Raw genomic sequence first — 25,403 nt, forward strand, 5'->3', positions numbered from 1 at the left:
GCTGCCACGTCGACAGCCGGTGGAAGGCGGACACCCCCGGAGACAGACAGCCGAAGGCCCGGCCGGATCCCGGCCGGGCCTTCGAGACGTGCGCTTACGGATCAGGGGTACGGACTACTCCCCCGGCGTCGACTTCGCGATCTGCATCAGGAACTCGATGTTGGTCCGGGACTGCTTGAGCCGGTCCAGCAGGAGATCCAGCGCGGCCTGCGAGTCGAGCGAGTGCAGCACCTTGCGCAGCTTGTGCGTGATCGCCAACTCCTCCGGAGCCAGCAGGATCTCCTCCTTACGGGTGCCGGAGGTGTGGATGTCGATGGCCGGGAAGACCCGCTTGTCGGCGATCTTCCGATCCAGCTTCAGCTCCGCGTTGCCGGTGCCCTTGAACTCCTCGAAGATGACCGTGTCCATTACGGAACCGGTCTCCACAAGTGCGGTGGCGAGGATGGTCAGCGAACCGCCGTTCTCGATGTTCCGGGCCGCGCCCAGGAACCGCTTCGGCGGGTAGAGCGCGGTGGAGTCGATACCGCCGGACATGATCCGGCCGCTCGCCGGGGCCGCCAGGTTGTACGACCGGCCGAGCCGGGTCACCGAGTCGAGCAGTACGACCACGTCGTGGCCCAGCTCGACCAGGCGCTTGGCCCGCTCGATCGCCAGCTCGGCGACCGTGGTGTGGTCCTGCGGCGGGCGGTCGAAGGTGGCCGCGACGACCTCGCCCTTGACCGAGCGCTGCATGTCGGTGACCTCTTCGGGCCGCTCGTCGACGAGGACGACCATCAGGTGGCACTCGGGGTTGTTGTGGGTGATCGCGTTGGCGATCGCCTGCAACACCATCGTCTTACCGGCCTTCGGCGGCGACATGATGAGCGCCCGCTGACCCTTGCCGATCGGCGTCACCAGGTCGATGACCCGGGTGGTCAGGATGTGCGGCTCGGTCTCCAGCCGGAGCCGCTCCTGCGGATAGAGCGGGGTCAGCTTGTAGAACTCGGGACGCCGCTTCGCCTCGTCCGGGTCCATCCCGTTGATGGTGTCCAGCCGCACCAGCGGGTTGTACTTGTCCCGCCGCTGCTCGCCGTCCCGGGCCGCGCGCACCGCGCCGGTGACCGCGTCACCGCGGCGCAGGCCGTACTTCTTGACCTGGGACATCGACACGTAGACGTCGTTCGGGCCGGAGAGGTAGCCGGTGGTCCGAACGAAGGCGTAGTTGTCCAGCACGTCGATGATGCCGGCCACCGGGACGAGCACGTCGTCCTCGTTGACCTGCGGCTCCCGGCCGCCACCGCCCTCGCCGTTCTCCGCCCGGTCGCCACGGCCCCGGCGCCGGTCCCGGAAACGGCTCCGCCGGCTGCGCCGGCCGCCGCCGTCACCGTCGTCGTCGTCGTTGTCCCGGTCCGCCGAACGCTGTCCCCGGTCGTTGCGCGACTCGCCGCGCTCGCCCCGGTCACCGCGTTCGTTGCGGTCACGTCCGTTGCGCGACTCGCCCCGGTCGGAACGGTCGTTGCGGTCGCCGCCGTCGGTGCGCTCGGCACCCTCGGCGCGCTCGGCACGATCGCCGCGCTCGGACCGCTCGGCACGATCGCCGCGCTCGGCACGCTCGCCGCGGTCAGCCCGCTCCGCGCGGTCGCCGCGGTCACCGCGATCGCCACGCTCCGCCCGGTCGCCACGCTCCGCGCGGTCGGCCCGCTCGGTCGGCGGCGTCGCCTCGGTCTCCGCCTCGGCGGTGGCGACAGCGGTACGGCTGGACCGGCGGGACGTCCGGGTCCGACCCTCACTGCCGCCGGTCGCGGCCGGCGCCTGCTCGGCGCTCCGACGCTCGGCATCCGGCCGGTCGGCGCTGTCCCGCACCTCGGCCCGGACCTCTTCGCGGGCCGGGGCGGCCGCGGCCGACACCTCGGCGCGGGGACGCGGCGCACCGCCGCCCACGGTGTTGGTGGCGCCAGCCTGCCGTTCCGAGATGGCGGCGATCAGTTCACCCTTGCGCATCCGGGCCGTACCGGAGATGCCGAGCGACGCGGCCAGGCTCTGCAACTCTGGCAGCAGCATCGCCGACAGCCCGGTGCCGGTCCGCCGACGACGGGTGGCGCCGGTGGTGGCTTCGCCAGCGACGTTGGAAACATCCGACGTCACGTCGGTGGTGTCGCTCAATGGATTCCTTCCCTCGATAAGGCCGGGGCTGCCCGTGGCCGAAAGTGCTGGCTGGCCGGGCGGCCTCGGTACACCCGTCTCGCTTGACGCGTCACGGGAGTCTGTAACACAGCAGCCGGTTGGTTTCCCGGCCCACCAACATCGGTGGGCAGGTCTCGCCGCCTGCGGCGACCTGTGGAAACTGCGGTGCGGCGTAGACCTAGGCAGGGGTGAGACGGGCTGACCGCCGAAAGCTTCGGGGGTGCACCGACCCGCAGGAGTCGCATTGCTTCGCGGCTGTGCTAAGTCTAGAGCGTAATCAACTCTTCCGACCTGCGGCAACAGGGTCCCGCTCGGCGTGTCCCAGTGTACCCCCATCGACCCGGGCCCCGGCTACGTCTATCGGCAACCTTTGCGCGGTCCAGCCCATTCCCGGCTGGAAAATCTCGTCACCGCCGGTCAGCGCGAGGATCGAGGGTCCAGCCCCACTGACCACAGCCGGCACACCAGCCGCACGCAACTCGGCCAACCGGGCGGCGGTGCCCGGCATCCCGGGCGCCCGGTAAACCTGGTGCAACCGGTCCTCGGTGGCCTCGAAGAGCAACGTCGGGTCGGTGGTCAGAGCGTGCACCAGCAGGGCCGCCCGACCCGCGTTGCGGGCCGCGTCGGCGTGCGGCACCGTCGCCGGCAGCGCCGCCCGGGCCGTCGCGGTCAGGCCCCGCTCCTCGGGTACGAACACGGTGGCCCGGACCTGCGGCGCGACCGGCAGCCGGACGGCCCTGGCCAGGCCGTCCTCCGCCACCCAGGCGATCGTGAAGCCGCCGAGCAGGCACGGCGCGACATTGTCCGGATGTCCCTCGATCTCGGCCGCGAGCCGCAGCGCCGCCGCGTCGTCGAGCCGACGCATCCCGTCCTCGACCAGCCCCCGGGCCAGTTGGATCCCGGCGACGATCGCGGCCGACGAGGAACCGAGGCCGCGCGCCTGGGGGATCCGGTTGACGCACTCCACCACCAGCCCGTCCGGCTGGCCACCGAGGGCGTCGAGGGCGGCCCGGATGGCCCGGACGACCAGATGGTCGTCGCCGTCCGGCAGCTCTCCGGCCCCCTGCCCGGTCACCTCGACCCGACAGCCGCTCGACGCCGTCCGGGCGGTGACGTCGTCGTAGAGCGCCAGCGCCAGACCGAGCGCGTCGAAGCCCGGACCGAGGTTGGCGCTGGTCGCCGGCACCTGGACCCGGACCGGTTCGGAAACGAAGGTCGGCCGCATCGGCTCATGCTAGGCGGCCCGTGGCCGGCGCCGGGCCCCGCCGTCCGCGCCCTGGGACGCCACCGCGCCCGGCAGGGCCGGGACGCCTACGGCTCGTCGGATTCCCGGCCCTCCCGCCCACTCCCGTCGGGCCGGGTGCCGTCCGGCTCCGCCGGTGACCCGGCAGGGCCACCGGCCGGGGCCGGCTTCGCCGCCCGACCCGCCGAGCGCAGGGCCAGCCGCAGCGCGTACTCGATCTGGGCGTTGACGCTGCGGAGGTCGTCCGCCGCCCACTTCGCGATCGCCTCGTGGACCTGCGGGTCGAGCCGGAGCAGGAGTTTCTTGCGTTCCGCCATGAGGGGGCGAACCTAGCTGTAGAGGGAGCCGGTGTTCACCACCGGCTGGGCCGCCCGGTCGCCGCAGAGGACGACAAGCAGGTTCGACACCATCTGCGCCTTGCGCTCCTCGTCCAACTCGACCACGTGCTCCTCGCGCAGCCGGTCCAGCGCGTTCGAGACCATGCCGACGGCACCCTCCACGATCTTGAACCGGGCCCCCACGATCGCGCTCGCCTGCTGGCGGGCCAGCATCGCCTGGGCGATCTCCGGGGCGTACGCCAGGTGCGTGATCCGGGACTCCAGCACCTCGACGCCGGCCAGTTCGACCCGTTCCCGCAGCTCGGAGGTGAGCTCCTCGCTGACCACCGCACTGTCCCGCAGGCTGGCCCGCCCCGAGTCGTGCGCCTCGTACGGGTAGCTGGTGGCCAGGTGCCGGACGGCGGCCTCGGACTGCACGGCGACGTACTCGACGTGGTGGTCGACCGCGAAGGCGGCCCGGGCGGAGTCGACCACCCGCCACACGACGACGGCGGCGATCTCCACCGGGTTGCCGTCGGCGTCGGAGACCTTGAGCCGGGCGGTCTCGAAGTTGCGCACCCGGAGCGTGACCTTCGCCCGGGCGGTGAGCGGCCAGGTCCAGTGCAGTCCGGCCTGCCGGACGGTGCCCACGTAGCGGCCGAAGAACTGCACCACCTGAGCCTCGTTCGGGTTGACCACCGTGAAGCCGGTGGCCACCAGCATGGCGAGGACCGCGTAGCCGACGGTGACCACGCCGATCCGGACGTCGACACCCGGCTCGTCGAGCACCGGCAGGATGCTCGCCACCCCGGCGCCTGCCAGCAGCAGCATCACCACGATCGGGATGAACCCGGAGATCCGGAAGGCGGCTCGTTCCATGACATCTCCTTACTAGCGAAGTGATATCACCAGGATATCCAACGGCCGCGCTCCCGTCGACCCCGTGCCAACGCGGGACCGGCGGAGGTGTGGCGTCAGGGCAACCGGGACTGGTCCTCGGCGGCGTTCCGGCCGCGCTGCGAGACCGGGTAACTCGCCCGGCGCAGCCGCTGGATCAGCCCCCTGGGTCGCAGCCCCGAACCGCGCCGGCCGTCCGGGTCGAAGGCGAGCGCAGCGTCCGTCCCGGCGGGCAGCCGGGCGCCGAGCACGACCCGGCCGACGAGCCGCCCCGGGGCCCGGAACCCCTCGGCGGCCAGCAGGTCGAACCGGACCCCGTGCCGGGCGGCGAGTGCGGCCACCCCGGCCAGCGAAGTCCCGAGCGGACGGTCGGCAGCCGCCAGCAGGTACGTCCGGCGGCCGTCGACCCGGTACGCCAGCAGGCTCCCGTACGGGCCGGCGAAGTCGCGGCGGGGCACCGGCAGGTGCCGGAGCAGTCGCGGCCGGCCGGTGCTGGAGAGCAGCAGGTCGAAGGGGCCGTCGGCACCGTGCAGCCGGACGGCCAGCCCCAGCACGTCCGGCCAGCCCGCCGGGGTCGGCGTGCCCCGGGAGAGCCGCACGGTCGCCGGGTACCGGCCGGGACCGCCGACCAGCCGCTCGGCGAGCACCCCCGACAGCTCGACCTCCCCGCCGAACGACACCCCGCGCGGGTGCAGCATCCGCCCCCCGCGCCACCGAGCGACCCGCCCCGCGAACCGCCCCGCCACCCCACCCGTGCCCATCCCCACCCCACTACCCCACCCCGCCCGAACTACGCACCGCGCCACCACTCCGGGGGAAAGAGCGCCCCCGGCGCCCGAACGGGCACTATTTCGGGGAAAGAGTGGCCCAGGGCGCCGGAAAGGGCACTATTTCGGGGAAAGAGTGACCTCCCCTGCCGTGGACGCGGGGTCGGCGAGGCGGCGGGTGGCGAACCACCAGCCGAGGGCGTACAGCAGGGTGGTCAGGCCGCAGCCGGCCAGCACCACCCGCTGGTCGACGTGGTCCACCACGCCGGCCACCACGAGCTGGCTGAGCGCGATCGCCACCGTCGCCAGCATCATGTCGGTGGCGAAGACCCGGCCCCGCAACCGGTCCGGCACCTCGTCCTGCAACGCGTAGTTGGACATCACCCAGTTGCTGCCGCCGGCCAGGTGCGCCACGAAGACCAGTACCAGCACCAGCGGGAACCAGCGGGTCACCGAGACGCCGAGATAGCCGAGGCCGTACAGCGACATCGACAGGGCCAGGCCGGTGAAGAGCCAGGAGCGGTGCTTGAGGACCCGGTGCATCAGCAGCGGGCCGACCAGCGCGCCGGCACCGCGTACCGCGAAGAGCAGGCCGGTGCCGATCGGGCCGGCACCGTAGAGGACGGCGAGCAGCGGGAAGACGGTGAGTACGCCGTTGCCGAGGCCGACCGCGCTCTTCACGGTCACCAGCGCCAGCACCCGGGGACGCTGCCCGATGTAGCGCATCGACTCGCCGAGCGCCGCCCACGGGTTCGGCACCGGCAGGCCGTGGTCGCGGGGCTGCTGCATCGGGCGGCGGATCAGCAGGGTCAGCCCGGCGGCCACCGCCAGGCCGCCGACGGCCACCCAGAAACAGGCGTACGGGCCGACGGCCGCGGTGAGCACACCACCGAGTGAGGCGCCGACGATGCTCATCGTGCCCCACGCCGAGCCGGCGAGCGCGTTCGCGGCGGCGAGGTCGTCCGGGTCGACGACGTTCGGCAGCGCCGCCGAGGCGGCCGGCGAGTAGAACGCCTTGGCCACCGCCACCACGCCGACCGCCACCAGGGCCAGCCAGGCGGTGCCGGAGCTGCGTACCCCGAGCAGCAGCACGATCGCGGCCAGCGCGGTGAGATTCGAGGCGATCAGGATCCGCCTGCGGTCCAGCCGGTCCGCGACGGTGCCGGCGTACGGCAACAGCAGGGCCAGGATGCCGTTGTCGGCGGCGAGGATCAGGGCGCCCCACACACCGCTGCCGGTCAGCTCGGGCAGCAGCACCAGCAGCGGGACCATCACGAACCAGTCGGCACCGAAGACCACGAGTTCGGCGGTGAAGAGGCGGCGGAAGTCCCGGTTCCGGGTAAGGACTGAAACGGCAGACGACACGTACCAGGACCCTACCCGGAGCCGTTCCGCCGCCGGTGCTGGCGCTGGTGCGGATGCTGGCCGGGCACCGGCGGCGGATGGGCGGTGGGAACTGTCAGTCCTCCTGCCCTGGCGGGGGCAGCGGGGACCTCCGGGTCTTCGGCAGCCGGAGTACCTCGAACTGGTCGGTGCCCTCGACCAGCGCGCCGGAGGGGCGGGCGGGCACCGGGCCCGGCGATCCGGCACCCTGGCCGGCGCCGGGTTGGGCGCCGGGCTGGCGTACCCCGGATCCGACCCCGGCCGGCACCGGCTCGGCCGGCCCACCCGGGCCGTCCGGTTCGGCGGCCCCGGCGGCCCCGGCCCGGCGGCGCCGGAACCGCTCCTTGGTGTTCTCCACCATCGTGTAGAGGGTCGGCACCAGCACCAGGGTGAGCAGCGTCGAGCTGATCAGGCCGCCGATCACCACGACCGCCAGCGGCTGCGAGATGAACCCGCCCTCGCCGGTCAGCCCCAGCGCCATCGGCAGCAGGGCGAAGATGGTGGCGATCGCGGTCATCAGGATCGGTCGCAGCCGGCGCCGGCCGCCCTCGACCACCGCCTCGACCACGCCCATCCCCTGCGCCCGGTACTGGTTGATCAGGTCCATCAGCACGATCGCGTTCGTCACCACGATGCCGACCAGCATCAGCACACCGATCAGCGCGGGTACGCCCAGCGGGGTGCCGGTGGCCAGCAGCAGCCCGATCGCACCGGTCGCGGCGAACGGGATGGAGACCAGCAGGATCAGCGGCTGGCCCAGGCTGCCGAAGGTGGCGACCATGATCACGAAGACGATCGCGATCGCGGCGAGTACCGCCAGCCCCAGGTCGGCGAAGGCCTCCTGCTGCTCGGCGCTGACGCCGCCGATCTCGAAGCTCGCCCCCGGCACCTCGATCCCGTCGAGCTTCTCTCGCAGGGCGGTGGTGGTGGCGCCCAGGTTGGAGCCGGTGGCCGTGCCACTGACCGTCACGCTGCGCTCGCCGTCGATCCGGGTCACCGCGATCGGGCCCTGCACCTCGGTCACCTCGGCGATGTCGCCGAGCTTCACCGCACCGGCCGGACCGGGCGGCCCCACCGGCATCGCCCGGAGCGCCTCGATCCCGGCCGGCGGCGCACCGGTACGCAGCACCACGTCCTGCTGCGCGCCGTCCAGCGACACCTGGCCGAGCGGGCTGCCCCGGAACTGCTGCGCGACGAGCTGCCCGACGGCCGCCTCGGAGAGCCCGAGCCGGGCGGCGGCGGCCCGGTCCACCGTGACGTCGATCCGGGGCGCGCTCTCGGCCAGGCTGCTGCGCACGTCGGTCACGTCCGCGGTCTCCGCCATCGCCTCCCGCACCTGCTCGGTCGCCCGGACAAGTACGTCCTGGTCGGCGGCGCGGACGATCACCTGGATCTCGTCCACCGCGCCCCCGCCCGGCCCGCCGGCCCCGCCGAAGCTGAGTTCACCGGCCCCGGTCAGCTTGTCGAACTCGGCCCGCAGCGCCCGCTCGACCCGCTCGGCGTCGGCCTCCTCGGTCAACGCCACCGAGAAGCTCGCCTCGTTGGCACTGCCGCCGCCGGCGAACGGGTTCCCGCCGCCCCCGCCCACGGTCACCTGGTACGACTCGACCCCGTCGGCGTCGGAGAGCACCCGCTCGACCTGCTTGGCGGCGGCGTCGGTGGCGGCCAGGCTGCTGCCGACCGGCATCTCCTGGCTGATGTTCAGGGTGTCCTGGCCGGAGTCGTCCAGGAAGTTGGTCTCCAGCCGGGTGGAGAGCGCGAAGGTGCCGAGCAGCACCACCAGGCCGAGCGCGACGGTGAGCCAGCGCCGCCGGGTGGCGAACCGGATCACCGGCAGGTACCCGCGTTGCAGCGGGCTGCGCAGCTCCTTCTCCTCGGCCGCCCGCCGGACCGCCTGCTCGGTCGCACCGCCGTTCGCCGGCCGGAGGAACCAGTACGCCAGCACCGGGATGATGGTCAGCGAGACCAGCAGCGAGGCGAGCAGCGCCACCGTGACGGTGATCGCGAACGGCGCGAAGAGCTGCCCGACGAAGCCGCCGACAAGCACGATCGGGGTGAAGACGGCGACCGTGGTGAGGGTGGAGGCGGTCACCGCGCCGGCCACCTCGCGTACCCCGCCGAGGATGGCGGTGCGCTTGTCCTCGCCGTACCCGAGATGTCGTTTGATGTTCTCCAGCACCACGATGGAGTCGTCGACGACCCGGCCGACCGCGATCGTCAGCGCGCCGAGGGTGAGCAGGTTGAGCGAGTAGTCGGCGACCCAGAGCGCGATGAGCGCCACCACCACCGACAGCGGGATGGAGACCGCGGTGACCAGCGTCGAGCGGACGGAGAGCAGGAAGACCAGGATCACGAGTACGGCCATCACCAGGCCGAGCAGGCCCTCGGTGGTCAGGCTCTCGATCGACTTCTCGACGAACGGCGCCTGGTCGAAGACGACCGTCAGGGTCGCGCCGGAGGCGCCGGAGAGTTCGGTGAGCCGGTCCCGGATGTCGTGCGAGATCCGCACCGCGTTGCCGTCCGGCGCGGCGGTGACCATGATGCCGAGGCTGTCCTCGCCGTCGGTCCGGGTGAACGAGGTCGGCGGGGCGAGCTGCTGCCGCACGGTCGCCACGTCGCCGAGCCGGACCGGCTGCCCGCCGGCCCGCCCGGTCAGGAAGATCCCGCCGAGTTCCTCCACCGAGCCGATCCGGCCGCCGACCTGGACGGTCCGGGTCTGGTCGGCCACGGTCAGCGCCCCCGCCGGGATGGTGACCCCGTTGGCCCGCAGCGCCTCGCCGATCGCGGTCGGCGCCACCCCGGCGGCGGCCAGCTTGACCGGGTCCGGGGTGATCACCACCTGCTGGTCGCGGGCACCTGTCACCTCGACGGTACGGACGCCGTCGATCGACTCCAGCTCGGGTACGACGGTCTCGGCGAGCTTGTCCGCCAGGGCCCGCTCGTCGCCGTTGCCGGCCGCCGCGAGCACCACCGCCGGCAGGTCGTCGGTGCTGCCGGCGATCACCTGCGGCTCGACGTCCTCGGGCAGCGAGAGCCGGTTCAGGGCGGTCTGCATCTTGTTGACCGCGTCGTCCAGGTCGGTGCCGAACTCGTACTCGACCTGGAGGGTGGCGCTGCCCTCCTGGGAGGTCGAGGTGACCTTGGTCAGCCCGGCGATCCCCTGGATGCTGTTCTCGATCGGCTCGGCGACCTGCTCCTCCACCACCTCCGGCCCGGCGCCCGGGTACGGCGCGACGATGAAGGCCGCCGGGAACTCCAGCGAGGGCAGGAGCTGCTGCTTCAGCGACGGTACGGCGTACACGCCGAACCCCGTGACCACGATCGCGATGAGCGCGACAAGCCCTCGGTTGGCGAGACTGAGTCTGGCGAGGAACGACATCAGCGGCTCACTCCTGTTTTTCGGGTCGGCGCGAGTGTTGTCGGGTTGGCGCGAGTCTGCGATCGCGCGAGGTCCGGCTCGGCGCGGCAGGGAAAGTCTGCCTGACCCGGAACTCAGCCCCGGCGCCGGGGCGCTGACCGGCGTGCCGGTCACCCGCCCCGGCGACAACTCCGGCTCAGCCGCCTCTCAGCAGGCCGGATCCGACTCCGGCCCCGGACAGGATGGGCCGGCGCGGGCCGGCGTCGCCCAGGCCAGGCAGGCGTCGCCCAGGCCAGGCAGGCGTCGCCCAGGCCAGGCAGGCGTCGCCCAGGCCAGGCAGGCGTCGCCCAGGCCAGGCAGGCGTCGCCCAGGCCAGGCAGGCGTCGCCCAGGCCAGGCAGGCGTCGCCCAGGCCAGGCAGGCGTCGCCCAGGCCAGGCAGGCGTCGCCCAGGCCAGGCAGGCGTCGCCCAGGCCAGGCAGGCGTCGCTCAGGCCAGGTCGAGGGCGCGGGCGGCGGTGGGGACGTCGTTACGGATGGTGATCGGCGACGGGGCGGTGGAGATCGCCCACTCCGGGTCCTTCAGGCCGTGCCCGGTGACCGTGCAGACCACCGTCGAGCCGGCCGGCACCCGGCCCTCGGCGGCCTGTTGCAGCAGCCCGGCGACGCTCGCCGCGCTGGCCAGCTCGACGAAGACCCCCACCTCGCGGGCGAGCAGCCGGTACGCCATCAGGATGTCCCGGTCGGTCACCGCCGCGATCAGGCCGCCGGAGGCGTCCCGGGCGTCGAGCGCCTTGGTCCAGCTGGCCGGGTTGCCGATCCGGATCGCGGTGGCGATGGTGGACGGCTCCCGGACCACCTCGCCGGTGACGATCGGAGCGGCGCCGGAGGCCTGGAAGCCGTACATCTTCGGGCGGCGGGTGGCGTTGCCGGCCCCGGTCTCCTCCAGGTAGCCCATCCAGTAGGCGGTGATGTTACCGGCGTTGCCGACCGGCAGGCAGTGGATGTCGGGGGCGTCGCCGAGGGCCGCGACAATCTCGAAGGCGGCGGTCTTCTGGCCGTGCAGCCGGTCGATGTTCACCGAGTTGACGAGCGCCACCGGATAGTCCTGGGCCAGCTTGGCGGCGAGCGACAGGCAGTCGTCGAAGTTGCCGTTGATCTGGAGCAGCTTGGCGCCGTGCACGAGCGCCTGGGCCAGCTTGCCCAGCGCGATCTTGCCCTGTGGCACCAGCACCGCGCAGGTCAGCCCGGCCCGTGCCGCGTACGCCGCCGCCGAGGCGCTGGTGTTCCCGGTGGAGGCGCAGATGATCGCCTTGTTGCCGGCCTCGACCGCCCGGGAGACCGCCAGGGTCATGCCGCGGTCCTTGAACGAGCCGGTCGGGTTGGCGCCCTCCACCTTCAGGTAGACGTCACAGCCGAGCTGTGCGGAGAGCACCGGTGCGGGCAGCAGCGGGGTGTTCCCCTCGTGCAGGGTGATCACCGGCGTGGCCTCGCTGACCGGCAGCCGGTCCCGGTACGCCTCGATCAAGCCCCGCCACATGTCGCTCTCCTCGCGTCGCGGTCCCGCCCGCCGGCCGGCCGGCGGGCACCTTCTCCACGGTGACTTAGCGTGGCCGACGCGCCGCGCCCGCACCACCCGCTAACCATCTGGCGGGACAGAGCCGATCAGGCAGTACGCCCGGCCATAGCTCCCGGCGGGCAGCCGCCCGGCCACGGCTCCTGGCGGGCAGCCGGTCCTGCCTGGTCCGGGCCGCCGGTCCGCCCTACCGGTCGCCGCCCTCGACCCGGAGCACGCTGGCGATGGACCGGACGATCTCCAGCCGACGCAGCTCGTCGACGGTGGCGGCGAGCGCGGCGTCCGGCGCGGCGTGCGTGACGATCACCAGGATCGCGTCGCCGCCCCGGCTCACCGGCCCGGTGACCCCGTCCGCCGGGCCGGCCGGCGCGGGTGCCTGCCGGACGGTGGCGATCGACACGTCGTGCCGGGCGAAGACTCCGGCGACCGCGGCGAGTACGCCGGGCCGGTCGGCCACGTCGAGGCTGATGTGGTAGCGGGTGACCGCCTCCCCCATCGGCCGGATCGGCAGCGCCGCGTACGCCGACTCGCTCGGTGCGCGTACTCCGGCCAGGTGGTTGCGGGCCGCCGCCACGATGTCGCCGAGCACCGCGCTCGCGGTCGGCGCACCTCCGGCGCCGCGCCCGTAGAACATCAGTTCACCGGCGGCGTCGGCCTCGACGAACACCGCGTTGAAGGCGTCGCCGACGCTGGCCAGCGGATGGCTGACCGGGATCATCGCCGGGTGCACCCGGACGCTCACCGACTCGGTGCCGGCCGAGTCCGGCCCCCGGGAGGCGATGCAGAGCAGCTTGATGGTGCAGCCCATCGCCTTGGCGCTGGCCACGTCGGCGGCGGTGACCTCGGTGATCCCCTCCCGGTGCACGTCGGCGGCGGTGACCCGGGTGTGGAAGGCCAGCGAGGCCAGGATGGCCGCCTTGGCGGCGGCGTCGAAGCCCTCCACGTCGGCGGTCGGGTCGGCCTCGGCGTAGCCGAGTTCGGTCGCCTCGTCCAGCGCCTCGGTGAAGCCGGCGCCGGTGGCGTCCATCGCGGAGAGGATGAAGTTTGTGGTGCCGTTGACGATCCCGGTGACCCGGGTGATCGAGTCGCCGTGCAGCGACTCGCGCAGCGAGCGGAGCAGCGGGATGGCGCCGGCCACCGCCGCCTCGTAGTAGAGGTCGGCGCCGCCCTCGGCGGCCGCGTCGTGCAGCGCCCCGCCGTCCTCGGCCAGCAGCGCCTTGTTGGCGGTCACCACGCTCTTGCCGGCCCGCAACGCCTCGACCAGCCAGCTCCGGGCCGGCTCGATCCCGCCGACGACCTCGATCACCAGGTCGACGTCGTCCCGTTTGACCAAGCCGAGCGCGTCGGTGGTGAAGAGCGTCGGGTCGACCGGCAGTCCACCCCGGTCCCGGCCGAGCCGGCGTACGGCGATCCCGGCGATCTCCAGCGGTGCACCGACCCGGGCGGTCAGGTCGGCGGCCTGCTCGTGCAGCAGGCGTACCACCTCCGCGCCGACGGTGCCGCAACCGAGCAGAGCCAGACGGACAGGCTTCGTCAAGGTCAACCCACATCCAATGAGAGCAGATCGTCTTCGGTCTCCCGCCGGACGACCAGCCGCGCGCGACCGTCCCGGACCGCCACCACGGGCGGCCGGGGAACATGGTTGTAGTTGCTGGCCATGCTCCGGCAGTAGGCGCCCGTTCCGGGCACGGCGAGAAGATCTCCGGGCTGCACGTCGGCGGGCAGGAATTCATCCTTCACCACCACATCCCCGGCCTCGCAATGCTTTCCCACCACCCGGGCCAGAATCGGCTCGGCGGCGGACCGGCGGGATGCGAGGGTCGCCGAGTACGACGCACCGTAGAGCGCGGTACGGATGTTGTCGCTCATCCCGCCGTCGACGCTGACGTACGTCCGGATCCCGTCCACGTCCTTGACCGTGCCGACCTCGTAGAGGGTGAAGACGGCCGGGCCGATGATCGCCCGGCCGGGCTCGACCGAGAGCCGGGGTACGGCCAGCCGCAGCCCCTCGCACTCCCCGTCCACGATCTTGTTGATCCGTTTCGCCAGGTCGTGCGGGGTCGACGGGTCGTCCTGGGTGGTGTATGCGATGCCGAAGCCGCCGCCGAGGTCCAGCTCCGGCAACTCCACCCCACGGGCGTCCCGGATCTGCGCCTGAAGCCCGAGGATCCGCCGGGCGGCCAGCTCGAAGCCGCTGGTGTCGAAGATCTGCGAGCCGATGTGCGAGTGCAGCCCGCGCAGTTCGAGCACGTCGTCGTCGAGGATCCGGAACGCGGCAGCCGCCGCCGCGCCGCCGGCCAGCGAGAAGCCGAACTTCTGGTCCTCGTGCGCGGTGGCGATGAACTCGTGGGTGTGCGCCTCGACGCCGACGGTGACCCGGACCAGCACCTTCGGGCGGACGCCCCGCTGGCGGGCCAGTTCGGTGAGCCGGTCGATCTCCTGGAAGGAGTCGACGACGATCCGGCCCACCCCGGCGTCGACGGCCCGGGCCAGCTCGGCCGGGGACTTGTTGTTGCCGTGGAAGCCGATCCGCTCGGCCGGCATGCCGGCCGAGAGCGCCACCGTCAGCTCCCCGCCGGAGCAGACGTCCAGGTGCAGCCCCTCCTCGGCGATCACCCGGACCACCGCCCGGCAGATGAACGCCTTGCCGGCGTAGTAGACGTCCTGGTCCGGGAAGGCGGCCAGGAAGTCCCGGCAGCGGCTGCGCAGGTCGTCCTCGTCGAGCACGTAGGCCGGCGTGCCGAACTCGGCCGCCAGCTCCCGGACGCCGAGCCCGGCGACCACCAGGGCGCCGTCGGCGTCCCGCGCCACGTTGCGCGGCCAGAGTTGCGGCACCAGGGCGTTGACGTCCTCCGGGGTACGCAGCCAGGCCGGTCCCCGCATCCCGAGGTCACCGTGCAGTGCCCCCGCTTCGTGAGCGCGCATCTGTGCTGCCCCTTTCCACGCGCGTGTTGCCGCCGTGCCCGCCGTGCCCGGCGGCCGGCGGCCGGTCACATCTGTTCGGGGGCGGAGACGCCGAGCAGCGCCAGGCCGTTGGCCAGCACCGTCCGGGTCGCCTCGACCAGCCAGAGCCGGGCCCGGGTCAGCTCCGCCGGCACCGGCTGGCGGCCGAGCGGCAGCACCTGGCAGGCGTCGTTGAACCGGTGGTACGACCCGGCCAGCTCCTCCAGGTATCGGGCGATCCGGTGCGGTTCGCGCAGCTCGGCGGCGGTGGCCACCACCCCGGGGAACTCGCCGAGCGACTTGAGCAGGTCGTTCTCCCGCTCGTGGCTGAGCAGCCCCGGGTCGAAGTCGTCGCCCCGGTCGACGCCCAGGTCGGCGGCGCGGCGCAGCAACGAGGCGATCCGGGCGTGCGCGTACTGGACGTAGTGCACCGGGTTGTCGTTGGAGTTCCGGGTGATCACCTCGATGTCGAGGGTCAGCGGCGAGTCGGTGGAGGAGCGGGCCAGCGAGTAGCGGGCCGCGTCCACGCCCACCGCGTCGACCACCTCGTCCAGCGTGACGATGTTGCCGGCCCGCTTCGACAGCCGGACCGGCACCCCGTCGCGGACCAGGTTGACGAGCTGGCCGATCAGGATCTCGATGTTGAAGTCGGGATCGTCCCCGGCGCAGGCGGCGATCGCCCGGAGCCGGTTGACGTAGCCGTGGTGGTCGGCGCCGAGCAGGTAGACGCACTTGTCGAAGCCGCGCTCCCGCTTGTCGATGTAGTACGCCGAGTCGGCGGCGAAGTAGGTCAGCTCGCCGTTGCTCCGGATCAGCACCCGGTCCTTGTCGTCGCCGAAGTCGGTGGTGCGCAGCCAGATCGCCCCGTCGGCGTCGTAGACGTGGCCCTGCTCGCGCAGCCGGCGCAGGGCGTGCTCGACGGCACCGCTGCTGTGCAGGGTGCGCTCGGAGAACCAGACGTCGAAGTGCACGCCGAACCGCTCCAGGCTGGCCCGCATCTCGTCCAGCATGAGCTGGTAGCCCCGGTCCCGGAAGATCGGCAGCGCCTCCTCGGCCGGCAGGTCGGCCAGGCCGGGGCGCTCGGTCACGATCCGTTGCGCGATCTCGGTGACGTACTCCCCGGAGTAGCCCTCTGCCGGGGTCGGCTCGCCCTTCGCGGCGGCGTAGAGCGACTGGCCGAACCTGTCGATCTGGGCGCCCGCGTCGTTCACGTAGTGCTCGCTGGTCACCTCGGCACCGGCGGCGGTCAGGATCCGACGCAGCGAGTCGCCGACCGCCGCCCAGCGGGTGTGCCCGAGGTGGATCGGGCCGGTCGGGTTCGCCGAGACGAACTCCAGGTTGACCCGCTGCCCGGCCAGCCGGTCGCTGCGCCCGTACGCCTGACCGGCCTGGACCACCTCGCGGGCGAGCTGCCCGGCGGCGGCCGGGTCGAGCCGGAGGTTGAGGAAGCCCGGTCCGGCGATCTCGACCGACTTGACCCCCGGGGTCCGGGCCAGTTCCCCGGCCAGCGCGGTGGCCAGCTCCCGGGGCGGCAGCCCGACCCGCTTGCTCAGTTGCAGGGCGATCGTGGAGGCGTAGTCGCCGTGCTCGGGGTTGCGGGGTCGCTCCAGCGTCACCGACTCGGGCAGCACCGAGTGATCCAGGCCACGCTGCGTGAAGACGGCGTGGGCGGCGGCGAGAACAGCGTCGGCGAGGTTGGCGGGAGTCACCGAACCATGCTAGCGGGGGTAGACTCGGTCACTCGGTGGCGACCCTGCGCGTGTGTGGCCCGCCATCCCCCCTGACCGACCGACCTGACGAGGGACCATGAGCATCAGCACCTCGGGCGGCGAACAGCGCCGTCCGTCCGTGGTCAGCACCGGAAAGAAGGCGCCGGCCGGCGGCAAACCCGCCGAGAAGGGGGCCGGGGCCAAGCCCGCGGGGACGGCCGCCAAGTCCGGCTCCACCGGTGGGAAGAACGGGGCCGCCGCCGGCAAGTCCGGCTCCGGCGCCAGGGTGCCGGCCGGCCGCGGCGGAGGCGGGGGCGCCGGTGGCGGCGCCAAGAAGCCGCAGCAGCGCCGCCCGGTCACCCCGGTCAGGGTCAGCCAGGGCCGCTCGTGGGGCTCGATCGCCCTCTTCACCGCCGTCGGCGTCGTCGCCGCCGCCATCATCGGGTACGGCGCGTACGCCGTGATCCAGAACGGCAAGAAGTGGGAGGACAAGGCCGCCGCGATCGACGGGATCACCAACTTCCGGGAGAGCGACCCGTCGGTGGTGGCGCCGATCCCGGGCAAGCAGTCGCACGAGGCCGGCCCGCTCACCTACAAGGTCAACCCGCCGGTCGGCAGCTCGCACAACATCGCCTGGCAGAACTGCATGGGCGACGTCTACGACGCCCCGATCGCCAACGAGCACGCGGTGCACAGCCTGGAGCACGGCGCGGTCTGGATCACCTACAAGTCGGACCTGCCGGCCGACCAGGTGGAGCAGCTGGCCGGCAAGGTCCGGGGCAACGAGTTCATGATGATGAGCCCGGTGCAGAACCTCGACCGGCCGATCTCGCTGCAGGCCTGGGGCTACCAGCTCAAGGTCGACAGCCCGACCGACGGCCGGATCGACGACTTCATCCAGGCGCTGCGGCAGAACGCCACCATGGAGGAGGGCGCCGGCTGCTCGGGCGGCATCACCGCCACCGGTACGACGCCCCGGGACAACGTCCCCGGTGACCAGCAGCAGCCGCCGATGCCTCCGGCGGGCGGTTGATCGCGATGACCACCGAGTCGGGTGCGGTGGCGACCACCGCCGTCCCGGAGGACGGGGTCGTCGACGGCGGCTCGGGGCGGCGGGGTCCCGGCACCGCCGCGCTGGCCCTGGCCATCCTGCTGGGCCTGCTACTCGGCTTCGCCGCCGGCCTGCTCGCCCCGGGTCTGCTCCGACCGGGTGACGGCTCGGCCGAGGCCGGGTTCGCCCGGGACATGTCGACGCACCACGCCCAGGCGGTCGAGATGGCGATCCTGGCACACGAGAAGACCACCGACCAGGACGTCCGGACGCTTGCGGCGGACATCGCGCTGACCCAGCAGGCCCAGATCGGCATCATGCAGACCTGGTTGAAGGAGTGGAACCTCGGCCCGACCAGCCGGAAACCCCGGATGGCCTGGATGCCGGACGGTGCGGGCGCGGTGCAGGACGGGCTGATGCCCGGGATGGCCAGCGACGCCGAGCGGGCGCAGTTGCGGGCCGCCACCGGCCGCGACTTCGACGCGCTGTTCCTGAAGCTGATGCTCGACCACCACCTCGGCGGGATCCACATGGCCGAGGGGGTGCTGGACCTCTCCGACGACGAGCAGGTGACCGCGATGGCGGAGTCCATGGTGGCCGGGCAGAAGAAGGAGATCGAGCTGGTCCGGAGCCTCCAGGGCAGGATCGGCACTCCCTGACCGGGCACCCGTGACGCTGGTCCGGCGGCCGTCCCCCATCGGGACGGCCGCCGGTTCCGTTTTCGATCTTAGCTACAGACGCAGATGCTCCCGTTAGGTCCGAGATTAGCTACTTGCCCGCTTTGACGAGCTTTCTCCGCACATAACGTGACCAGTCGGGATCTGCCGTCGTTGTCCAAGACATGACGGTTGCTCTCCGGGACGGACGTCGGTCGGTCACCAGCTGGTGCCGTCGGCACACCATCGGCGGGGACGGCGCGGTCGCGGCCGTCCGGCGGGGACAGCGGTCCGGCGAGCCGGGTGTGCTCAGCCGCGACCAGGAGCTGGAACTTATCGAGACGCTGCGCGGCTGCTATCCGGACAAGTTCGGGCTGGACGACGAACTCTGGACCCGGCAGAGCGTCGGCACCCTCGTGGACCGCCGCTACGGCCTGCCCGCCGACACCACCGACATCGGCGGCTACCTGCGCGCCTGGGGCCTCGGCCCGCGCCAGCCCACCGAGCGGGCCTGCGGGCTCTGCGTCGACGCGGTCGCCCTCTGGGTCGAACGGGAGTACCCGGCGATCGTGCGCGCCGCCGCCGAGCACGGAGCCGAACTCTGCTGGATCGGCCGTACCCGGCTGCACGGGGTGGTGCCCGCCGCCGACGTCCTCTCCGCGGTCTCCGTACGCGGTCGGGTGCGGTTCCTCATCACCACCCCGAACGTCGACCCGGCACTGCCCCGGGACTTCCTGCTCCGGCTGAGCGGGGCGGAGGGGAACGCCGTACACGTCGTGGTCGACGGCTCCTGGACCCGGGCCGAGTGGCCCCGCCGCCTCCCGCCCCGGATCGTGCTGCACCCCCTGCCGAGCTGCGGCCGGTAGCCGCGACCCGCTGCGAACTGCGGCCGGTGGCCGTGGTTTCCGGGCGGGCACGGGTCTCGTCCGCCGGGGCGGCACGCCGGGGATACCGATTCGTGCCCGGGGACCCATGCCTGCTACTCTTCCTGGGTCGCTGAGCCCCCGTAGCTCAGGGGATAGAGCACCGCCCTCCGGAGGCGGGAGCGCAGGTTCGAATCCTGCCGGGGGCACACTTGCTAAAGAATCTCTGACCAGCCAACATTTATCATGTTGTTGCGTCTTACGTGCCGTCTTACACTTGGCGCATGGCTGACACCGTCACGATCCGAACCGACGCGGACACCGAGCACGCCTTGGACGTACTGACCAGCGACGGCACCAACCGGTCTGACGCGATCCGCCAAGCCGTCCTGGAAGCAGCGGTGCGTCGGGAGCGCCTTGTCGAGATGAAGCGCGCTTTCCTGCGTCACCCCATGCCCGCGCCAGACGGGGTCAACCTCGCCGACGACATCGCTCGCGAGCGCGAAGGCAACTAACCTTGATCTATCTCGATTCAGCGGCTGCGGTGAAACTCGTCCATGCCGAAGCCGGCTCTGCCGCCCTGCGGGCTTTCCTCGACGAACGTTCCGGTCTCGAGTGGGTCAGCTCGACCCTTGTGGAGATCGAGACGTACCGGGCGTTGGCCCGGGTCACGGGACCTGCCGACATGCCCGCAGTGATCAATCGATTCCACGCGTTACTCGACCTCGTCGCCCGCATCGAGATCGACTCTGGAATACGCATCCTCGCGCAGACGGTCTTCCCACCCGCCGTTCGCACGCTCGACGCCATCCACCTGGCCACCGGGCTGCGCCTTCGCGACCAGGGCAGACTGACCTCGTTCGTGACCTACGACAAACGCCTGGCCGAGGCGGCCTCGACAGCCGGCCTCACGGTGGACATACCCACCTCCTGACAGCCCGAAGGATGGCTGGGAACGCGCAATTGAGTCGATGATTTTCTCAGAGCGAGGCTGCGGGCGCATCGCTTGACGCTGGGATCAGCACCTCCGTCAGCGCCAACAACGCCTCCACCGTCATGTCCTGCTCCCATGCCCTCTGGGCAAGCTCGTGCGCTCGCCAGAGTGCCGATCCTTTGGACAAGGGCCACGGACGGGTATCAGGAAGGCGATGTCCCACGTCTCGTCGTCGTGTCCGATGAGTACCGTCGCAGTCTCCGGACCTGCGCCCTCCGCAGGAGCACACCAGAAGACCCTGCTGCCGGCGCTTGTTCCAGCCGCGATCGCCCTACGTTCGTTCCACACGGCGGCTCGAACACCACTGAGCTGGGCCAGATTCTCGAAGGTCGCCCAGACGTTCAGCTCCCAGTCGTCGCCACCTTGGAGCTTCAGCACCACCTCGTGCGGCGGACCCGCAGCGCCGAGTGACATGTCGATGATCGGTTGCATCATGCGGCGATCGTAAGCCGGGAAGCGGACACCAAGATCGGGGTGCCGTGCGCCGGGCGTACGAGTCAGCCCGGGCAGTAGGACGACTCGTACTCGTACAGCGCTGTCACACCCTCCCCGCGGTCGCGGTCGGAGAGGGTCAGCTGTTTTAAGGGGACCATTACCCGCTGTCCCGTCCAGCCGCTACCGGCATCGAACCACAACTCGACCAACCCTGAGCCCGGCAGTTCACGGGGGCCGAGCGCCAGAATCGTCACGAGACACGCCTTCCGCTCGCACCGGTGGGATCGAACCGGACGGCCCACTCTCGGCGGGACAGTGTCCAGGTGTGCGCCCACGTGGAGAGCAGACGTTCGGCGTTGTACCAGCTGGTGGCTTCGAAGGGCGGAATGGTGTTCTTCGCTCGGTCGATGGCCGGGCTCTTGCTGGGCGGGTGAAGCGTGAGCAACGCGGCGGCCGTGGGTTCGTCCGGCGGAGCCGGGTCGGGGAGCCTGCGCATCGGGTCGAACCTCCCGCGTCCGATCAAAACCCCTGGTGGGCGCTGCCACGCGAACCGGGGCCGGCTGTAGGTTCCACCAGCTTAACGCAGAGGTGGCCACTTACCTATCAGCAAGGTGGCCACTCAGATATCCTCGCAGGTGGGAGTCGGCATGCGTGCCAGAGTGGCCACGTGGCGGGCGACCTTGAGGCAGCGTCAGAGGCGTACCGAGCGGCACTCCAGCGGGTGCAGGATGGGCTCGCGGAAGTCGCCTCGGCCCGTGCCGATGTGCCGAAGGTGCGTGAGCGGCTGGCCACCGCGATCGTGACGGCGTACCGGAGCGGCCAGCGGGTTGGCGAGATCGCCCGGGTCACCGGCTACGGCCGCGAACAGGTCCGACGGATCTTGCGAGCCAACGGCGTGGAGCCCCAGGGTGCCGGGAGCCCTGATGATTAAAGACCCCGCCGTGAACGAACTAAGCTGGATCAGCGATTAGTGAAGGCATGACTACAGAGATCGACCCGATGTCGCCGATACCGCGATACCGGCAGCTCGCGGCGATTCTGCGTGCGGCGATCGAGGCCGGCCACTACCCGCCGGGGAGCCGGCTGCCATCCGAGAAGACCCTGACTCAGACTCCCGGAGTGGCTCGCGAGACTGCTTCGAAGGCGATGGACGCACTGGCTGACGAGGGCTTGGCCGTGATAGTTCCAGGCGTGGGCTGGCAGGTCCCGCCCCCCGAGGGCATGGGGAAGCCTGGTGAAGTTCAGGTTCAATGGCCGATTCCCGTTCTACGTCCGCCGCCCGGGCCGCCGACTCAGCCAGGTCGGGTACGGCGTAGAAGCCCCACCCCGAGCCGACAAAGCGCGCATGCCCCGATCCCGGCACTCTCGACCGGCGTCGAGGGCGGTCTGCACCGCCGCCGTCGCCACGTCGAACTCGGCCATCGACATCTCCTCGTCGCGCTCGCCCGTTGGGTGAGCCACCGTCCAGTTCGGCCGGACGGCGGATCATGGGACGACTATTTGAGGAGCAGGTGTCAGCGCCCGGGGAGTAACTCCGCCGGTCGGATTTCCGCCACGACCGGCTCGGCGAGCCGCAGCGAGCCGCCCGGTTTGGCCACCGCGTGCTCAACGTAATGGGAGCCGTCGAGGCGGTGCAGCCGCAGCGTGCCGGTGTCCTGTTCGACCAGGAGGTACCAGGGGATCCCGGCAGCGGCGTAGTAGTGCATCTTCAGCACCTTGTCGGTAGCGGCGTTGCTCGGGGAGATGATCTCGCAAACCAGCCGGACCGCCGCACCGTCGACGACCGGATCATCGAAGTCGATCTCACCCACGACCACGAGGTCCGGGATCGGAATGCGGCCGGATCGCAGCCGTACGTTCACCGCTTCCAGCACATGTAGTCCGACGGCGTGCGCGGCCGGCCGGAGCGCAACGCGGATCTCGCCGGAGATGTGCTGGTGGCGGGGGGTAGGGGCAGGTGTCACGTAGAGGCTCCCGTCGAAGAGTTCGACGCGATCCCGGGTCTCGCCGAGGGCGAGGTATTCCGCTTCGGTCCACGGCCCGCCGTGCTCGAACACCGCCGCGGTCATGGTCACCTCCGGTTCGTCGTCGTGATCTCGGTGGTTCGCCTCCATTACTGCGTCAGTCTCGCACAGCGGTCCGACACGCAGCACATCTCTGCGTCACTGTTGACCATGGCGGAAGGCGGACGTCGTAGGGGGCGTGGTTCGGTGTTCCGGACCCACCTCCGGCGAGACTCAGCGAGTTACTTTGAGCATTCTTTGCGTCTATCCAGGCTCCGGGTGCGCAAGCGGTGGCCCGGCGAATGCAGTCCACCGATGGCACGTCTTCACCTCAAGGTCAGCCAGCACCCCCGTTACAAACTGCCCCGCCGCACGACGCGGCTCAACCCGCCCGAACCAGCCCGCGAAGCAGCCCAGCACCTCGGCCAGCACCCGATCCCACCGAGCAACAGCTACGCTGTCGCACGCGGCCACCGCCAGATCTGAAGTTATGTCCACAACGTACAGACGATCATGCGGAGGCCGCTCCGCGTCCACCACGCCTCATCAGCAACAGTTCAAACGGCGGCTGCCGTAACCCGGACGAAGGAGGCGCGGCGATGAATCTGGCACGTGCCGCGTGGCGCAGGAGCACCCGCAGCGACGCCAACAGCCAGTGCCTTGAGGCCGCGCTGAACCTTCCCGGCGTCGTGCCGGTGCGGGACAGCAAGGATCCCTCCGGGCCGGTGCTGGTGTTCGAGGCGGCGGCTTGGGCCGCGTTCGTGGCTTCGATGACGGTGGGTAAGACGGCAGACACACCGATCTCCTGACAGTTGGAAGACCGACTGGAGAACGACGTAGCTGCCGCACCCGACTGGATCAGGCTTTCCCGCGCAGGTAGGTCTCGGCCAACTGGCGTAAGCGGGCCCGGTCGAAGCTGTTCCCGTGGCCGGGATGGACGACGGAGACGTCGAGGTCGGCGAGGAACTCCATGCTCCGCCGGTAAGCGGCCACGTCCGAGTTCGGCAGGTTGTCGATCAGGGCACCCTCGTAGACGACGTCGCCGGAGTACAGGGTCCCGGTGCGCTCCTCCAGCAGGCCGATGCTGCCCGGTGTGTGGCCGGGCAGGTGCAGCACGGTAAGCACCCGCCCGCCGATGTCGATCCGGTCGCCGTCGTCGAGCGTCCGGCTCAGGGTCACCGGTTCGACGCGGTAACTAGCCGGGTCGTACCCGGGACGGGGCAGTACGTCGATCATGAGCCCCGGGACGGGCTCGCCCGCCGCGTCGATGCCGAGCTTGTCGAACAGTTCCGCGCCGTAGAGGCTCGCCGCTACGCCCGCCGCCAGCAGTTCCGCCTCGGCAAGGTGGGCGGCCCGGTCGGTGAACTCGGCCGCCCCGCCGACATGATCCAGGTGGGCGTGCGTGAGCAGGACCATCGGGTCGCGCTCGAACATGGCGGGAATCGCCTCCCGCAGGGCGACCACACCGAGCCCGGCGTCGACCACGACGTCCCGGTCGGTGCCGCGCAGCCACCAGAGGTTCGCCGAGAGCAGTTCGTCGACGTGCGGTTCCGAGATCCGGACGACGTCACCGTCCACTTCGGTCCGGGTGTACCAGTCGATCATGTCACCGAGTGTGCCAGCGCGGAGGGTCAGCCGGAGCCCTGCGGCGGGGCGAAGAGGTGGCCGGAGGCTTCCCGGCAGGCGGTACGGAGCTGGCCGAGCAGCGCGGCGGTGGCCGGCGGGTCGGGTGGCGGGCCGGGCAGTGCCGCGTACACCGAGCGGGCGTGGCCGGGCAGCGGTGCCGTCGTCACCCGGGGATCGCGGTGCGCCGCCAGCGCGAGGCCGGGCAGCAGGGTCACCCCGAGACCGGCGGCGACCAGCGCCTGCACGGCCACGTAGTCGTCGGTGGTGAAGGCCACGTCGGGGGTGAAGCCGGCCGCCGCGCAGGCCCGGAGCAGGTGGGTCCGGCAGCGCTCGCAGCCGGCGATCCAGCGCCGGTCCGCGTACCCGTCGAGCCCGGTTGCCGGGATCGCCGGGGTGCCGGCCGGGGTGACCAGGTGGATCGGCTCGTCCAGCAGGGGCAGCCGGCGCAGACCGGTGTCGTCCGGCGGGCCGTCGGGGTGGGAGAAGAGCAGGGCCAGGTCGACCTCACCGGCGCGCAGCAGCCGGAGCGCCGTCGGCGGCTCCGCCTCCACCAGTCGCAGCTCGACGCCGGGATGGGCAGCCGCGAAGCCGGCCGCCGCCACCGGCACCACCGTGCCGAGCGCGGACGGGAAGGCGGCCAGCCGGACCCGGCCGGCCCGCAAGCCGGTGTGCGCCGCCAACTCGGCCTCGGCGGCGTCGAGCCGGCCCAGGATCTCCTCGGCCCGTTCGGCGAGCAGCCGGCCCGCCTCGGTGAGCCGGATCCCCCGGCGATCCGCTGCACCAGCCGGGCGCCGGTCTCGGCCTCCAGCCGGGCCAGGTGGTGGCTGATCGACGGCTGGGCGTACCGCAGCGCCTGCGCGGCGGCGGTGACCGAACCGTGCCGGGCGACCGCCGCGAGCACCCGGAGCCGGGTCACGTCGAGCATGGCGCCAACGTATCAACCGGGTCTATGGGTCAGGACGACAGTTGGCATTGGACCGATGGGATGCCGGCCGGCCGCGCACGACTCGTGGCGGGCCGGCAGTTGCGTGCGCCGGCCGATCCGCACGACGGTCGAGGGCCTCGCCACCGGGCGGGGGTTCCCGCTGCCGCAACGGCTGGTCCGGGGGCGGCTGCACGACTTCCACCTGGTCACCGACGCGCAGATCGCGCAGGCGCAGCGGCTGCTGGCCAGCTGCGCACACACCCTGGCCGAGGGAGCCGGGGCGGCCGGCCTGGCGGCGGTGCTCGCCCGGCCGGACGTGTTCGCCGGCCGGCGGTTGGTTGTGGTGTGCACCGGAGGAAACGCCTCCGCCACCGAGATCGCGGCCCTCGGGCAACCCCGTACCCAGGACGGGTAGGGGCGCGGAGGACACCCCCGGAGGACTGGGCCGGTCGGCGGCGGTCTCAGGGAAAACTCCGGGTCGCCGATGGTTCCGGCCG

At 71.8% G+C, this 25,403-nt stretch carries 26 protein-coding genes, 1 tRNA gene and 1 pseudogene; 10 read left to right on the forward strand and 18 right to left on the reverse strand.

Annotated features, from left to right (window positions below; translation table 11 throughout):
- Nucleotides 1-114: 114 nt before the first annotated feature.
- From rho to argS, 11 genes are all read right to left on the reverse strand, one after another.
- Entirely contained in the window at nt 115-2,142 is a 2,028-nt protein-coding gene (gene rho, locus O7626_RS27545) for a transcription termination factor Rho (protein ID WP_278063984.1), read from the reverse strand.
- A 298-nt stretch (nt 2,143-2,440) separates the two neighbouring features.
- Nucleotides 2,441-3,388, reverse strand: coding sequence for a homoserine kinase (gene thrB, locus O7626_RS27550; RefSeq protein WP_278063985.1), 948 nt, complete (start codon nt 3,386-3,388; stop codon nt 2,441-2,443).
- 86 nt (nt 3,389-3,474) lie between these two features.
- On the reverse strand, nt 3,475-3,723 hold the full coding sequence (locus O7626_RS27555) for a hypothetical protein (RefSeq protein ID WP_278063986.1): 249 nt from the start codon (nt 3,721-3,723) through the stop codon (nt 3,475-3,477).
- A 12-nt stretch (nt 3,724-3,735) separates the two neighbouring features.
- Entirely contained in the window at nt 3,736-4,602 is an 867-nt protein-coding gene (locus O7626_RS27560) for an SPFH domain-containing protein (protein WP_278063987.1), read from the reverse strand.
- 95 nt (nt 4,603-4,697) lie between these two features.
- Nucleotides 4,698-5,318, reverse strand: a complete 621-nt coding sequence (locus O7626_RS27565) for a phosphodiesterase (protein ID WP_278063988.1) — start codon at nt 5,316-5,318, stop codon at nt 4,698-4,700.
- 189 nt (nt 5,319-5,507) lie between these two features.
- Nucleotides 5,508-6,752, reverse strand: a complete 1,245-nt coding sequence (locus tag O7626_RS27570; protein WP_278063989.1) for an MFS transporter — start codon at nt 6,750-6,752, stop codon at nt 5,508-5,510.
- 94 nt (nt 6,753-6,846) lie between these two features.
- Nucleotides 6,847-10,149, reverse strand: coding sequence for an efflux RND transporter permease subunit (locus tag O7626_RS27575; RefSeq protein ID WP_278063990.1), 3,303 nt, complete (start codon nt 10,147-10,149; stop codon nt 6,847-6,849).
- 466 nt (nt 10,150-10,615) lie between these two features.
- Complete coding sequence (gene thrC / locus O7626_RS27580; protein ID WP_278063991.1) at nt 10,616-11,665, reverse strand: threonine synthase; 1,050 nt, start codon at nt 11,663-11,665, stop codon at nt 10,616-10,618.
- A 223-nt stretch (nt 11,666-11,888) separates the two neighbouring features.
- Complete coding sequence (locus O7626_RS27585) at nt 11,889-13,238, reverse strand: homoserine dehydrogenase (RefSeq protein ID WP_278063992.1); 1,350 nt, start codon at nt 13,236-13,238, stop codon at nt 11,889-11,891.
- A gap of 2 nt (nt 13,239-13,240) precedes the next feature.
- A complete protein-coding gene (lysA, locus tag O7626_RS27590; protein WP_278063993.1) occupies nt 13,241-14,626 on the reverse strand; it encodes a diaminopimelate decarboxylase in 1,386 nt (461 codons plus the stop codon).
- 65 nt (nt 14,627-14,691) lie between these two features.
- Nucleotides 14,692-16,353, reverse strand: a complete 1,662-nt coding sequence (argS, locus tag O7626_RS27595; RefSeq protein WP_278063994.1) for an arginine--tRNA ligase — start codon at nt 16,351-16,353, stop codon at nt 14,692-14,694.
- Between the two features lie 97 nt (nt 16,354-16,450).
- On the opposite strand from argS, the gene O7626_RS27600 reads away from it, so the two are divergent.
- The 6 genes from O7626_RS27600 (at nt 16,451) to O7626_RS27625 (ending at nt 19,857) form a co-directional block, all read left to right on the forward strand.
- Nucleotides 16,451-17,386, forward strand: a complete 936-nt coding sequence (locus O7626_RS27600) for a DUF3105 domain-containing protein (RefSeq protein WP_278063995.1) — start codon at nt 16,451-16,453, stop codon at nt 17,384-17,386.
- A 5-nt stretch (nt 17,387-17,391) separates the two neighbouring features.
- On the forward strand, nt 17,392-18,063 hold the full coding sequence (locus O7626_RS27605; RefSeq protein ID WP_278063996.1) for a DUF305 domain-containing protein: 672 nt from the start codon (nt 17,392-17,394) through the stop codon (nt 18,061-18,063).
- A 182-nt stretch (nt 18,064-18,245) separates the two neighbouring features.
- Nucleotides 18,246-18,926 carry a winged helix-turn-helix domain-containing protein gene (locus tag O7626_RS27610; protein WP_278063997.1) on the forward strand — a complete coding sequence of 227 codons (681 nt, stop codon included), beginning with the start codon at nt 18,246-18,248 and terminating at the stop codon, nt 18,924-18,926.
- Between the two features lie 134 nt (nt 18,927-19,060).
- Nucleotides 19,061-19,132 (forward strand) — tRNA-Arg (locus tag O7626_RS27615).
- Between the two features lie 75 nt (nt 19,133-19,207).
- Complete coding sequence (locus O7626_RS27620; protein WP_278063998.1) at nt 19,208-19,438, forward strand: hypothetical protein; 231 nt, start codon at nt 19,208-19,210, stop codon at nt 19,436-19,438.
- A 2-nt stretch (nt 19,439-19,440) separates the two neighbouring features.
- Entirely contained in the window at nt 19,441-19,857 is a 417-nt protein-coding gene (locus O7626_RS27625) for a type II toxin-antitoxin system VapC family toxin (protein WP_278063999.1), read from the forward strand.
- Nucleotides 19,858-19,977: 120 nt separating this feature from the next.
- On the opposite strand, the gene O7626_RS27630 is transcribed toward O7626_RS27625, so the two are convergent.
- The 3 genes from O7626_RS27630 to O7626_RS27640 form a co-directional block, all read right to left on the reverse strand.
- The gene (locus O7626_RS27630) at nt 19,978-20,352 is read right to left on the reverse strand and encodes a hypothetical protein (protein ID WP_278064000.1); all 375 of its coding nucleotides are present in this window, start codon (nt 20,350-20,352) and stop codon (nt 19,978-19,980) included.
- 62 nt (nt 20,353-20,414) lie between these two features.
- Entirely contained in the window at nt 20,415-20,606 is a 192-nt protein-coding gene (locus O7626_RS27635) for a hypothetical protein (RefSeq protein ID WP_278064001.1), read from the reverse strand.
- Nucleotides 20,603-20,848 (reverse strand): hypothetical protein, encoded by a 246-nt coding sequence (locus O7626_RS27640; RefSeq protein ID WP_278064002.1) that lies wholly within the window; start codon nt 20,846-20,848, stop codon nt 20,603-20,605. Before O7626_RS27640 ends, O7626_RS27635 begins: the two co-directional genes overlap by 4 nt.
- Nucleotides 20,849-21,019: 171 nt before the next feature.
- Between O7626_RS27640 and O7626_RS27645 the strand changes: the two genes are divergently transcribed.
- Both O7626_RS27645 and O7626_RS27650 read left to right on the forward strand, forming a co-directional pair.
- On the forward strand, nt 21,020-21,283 hold the full coding sequence (locus O7626_RS27645) for a helix-turn-helix domain-containing protein (protein ID WP_278064003.1): 264 nt from the start codon (nt 21,020-21,022) through the stop codon (nt 21,281-21,283).
- A 68-nt stretch (nt 21,284-21,351) separates the two neighbouring features.
- On the forward strand, nt 21,352-21,966 hold the full coding sequence (locus O7626_RS27650; protein ID WP_278066339.1) for a GntR family transcriptional regulator: 615 nt from the start codon (nt 21,352-21,354) through the stop codon (nt 21,964-21,966).
- Here O7626_RS27650 and O7626_RS27655 read toward each other — a convergent pair.
- Nucleotides 21,867-22,421, reverse strand: a complete 555-nt coding sequence (locus tag O7626_RS27655; protein ID WP_278064004.1) for a Uma2 family endonuclease — start codon at nt 22,419-22,421, stop codon at nt 21,867-21,869. The two genes, O7626_RS27650 and O7626_RS27655, sit on opposite strands and share 100 nt — an antisense overlap.
- Before the next feature lie 533 nt (nt 22,422-22,954).
- On the opposite strand from O7626_RS27655, the gene O7626_RS27660 reads away from it, so the two are divergent.
- Nucleotides 22,955-23,164 carry a DUF397 domain-containing protein gene (locus O7626_RS27660; protein WP_278064005.1) on the forward strand — a complete coding sequence of 70 codons (210 nt, stop codon included), beginning with the start codon at nt 22,955-22,957 and terminating at the stop codon, nt 23,162-23,164.
- Nucleotides 23,165-23,213: 49 nt separating this feature from the next.
- Here O7626_RS27660 and O7626_RS27665 read toward each other — a convergent pair whose 3' ends face one another.
- The 3 genes and pseudogenes from O7626_RS27665 to O7626_RS27675 form a co-directional block, all read right to left on the reverse strand.
- Nucleotides 23,214-23,960 (reverse strand): MBL fold metallo-hydrolase, encoded by a 747-nt coding sequence (locus tag O7626_RS27665; RefSeq protein WP_278064006.1) that lies wholly within the window; start codon nt 23,958-23,960, stop codon nt 23,214-23,216.
- A 26-nt stretch (nt 23,961-23,986) separates the two neighbouring features.
- Nucleotides 23,987-24,661 carry a LysR substrate-binding domain-containing protein gene (locus O7626_RS27670; protein WP_278064007.1) on the reverse strand — a complete coding sequence of 225 codons (675 nt, stop codon included), beginning with the start codon at nt 24,659-24,661 and terminating at the stop codon, nt 23,987-23,989.
- A 149-nt stretch (nt 24,662-24,810) separates the two neighbouring features.
- A pseudogene (locus O7626_RS27675) lies at nt 24,811-24,906 on the reverse strand (LysR family transcriptional regulator); the annotation flags it as partial.
- On the opposite strand from O7626_RS27675, the gene O7626_RS27680 reads away from it, so the two are divergent.
- Nucleotides 24,905-25,321: a pyridoxal-phosphate dependent enzyme gene (locus tag O7626_RS27680; RefSeq protein WP_278066340.1), complete on the forward strand. Its 417-nt coding sequence runs from the start codon at nt 24,905-24,907 to the stop codon at nt 25,319-25,321. The pseudogene O7626_RS27675 and the gene O7626_RS27680 sit on opposite strands and share 2 nt — an antisense overlap.
- The last annotated feature ends 82 nt before the right edge of the window (nt 25,322-25,403 follow it).

This window comes from Micromonospora sp. WMMD1102 (genome assembly GCF_029626265.1).
Taxonomy (GTDB): domain Bacteria; phylum Actinomycetota; class Actinomycetes; order Mycobacteriales; family Micromonosporaceae; genus Plantactinospora.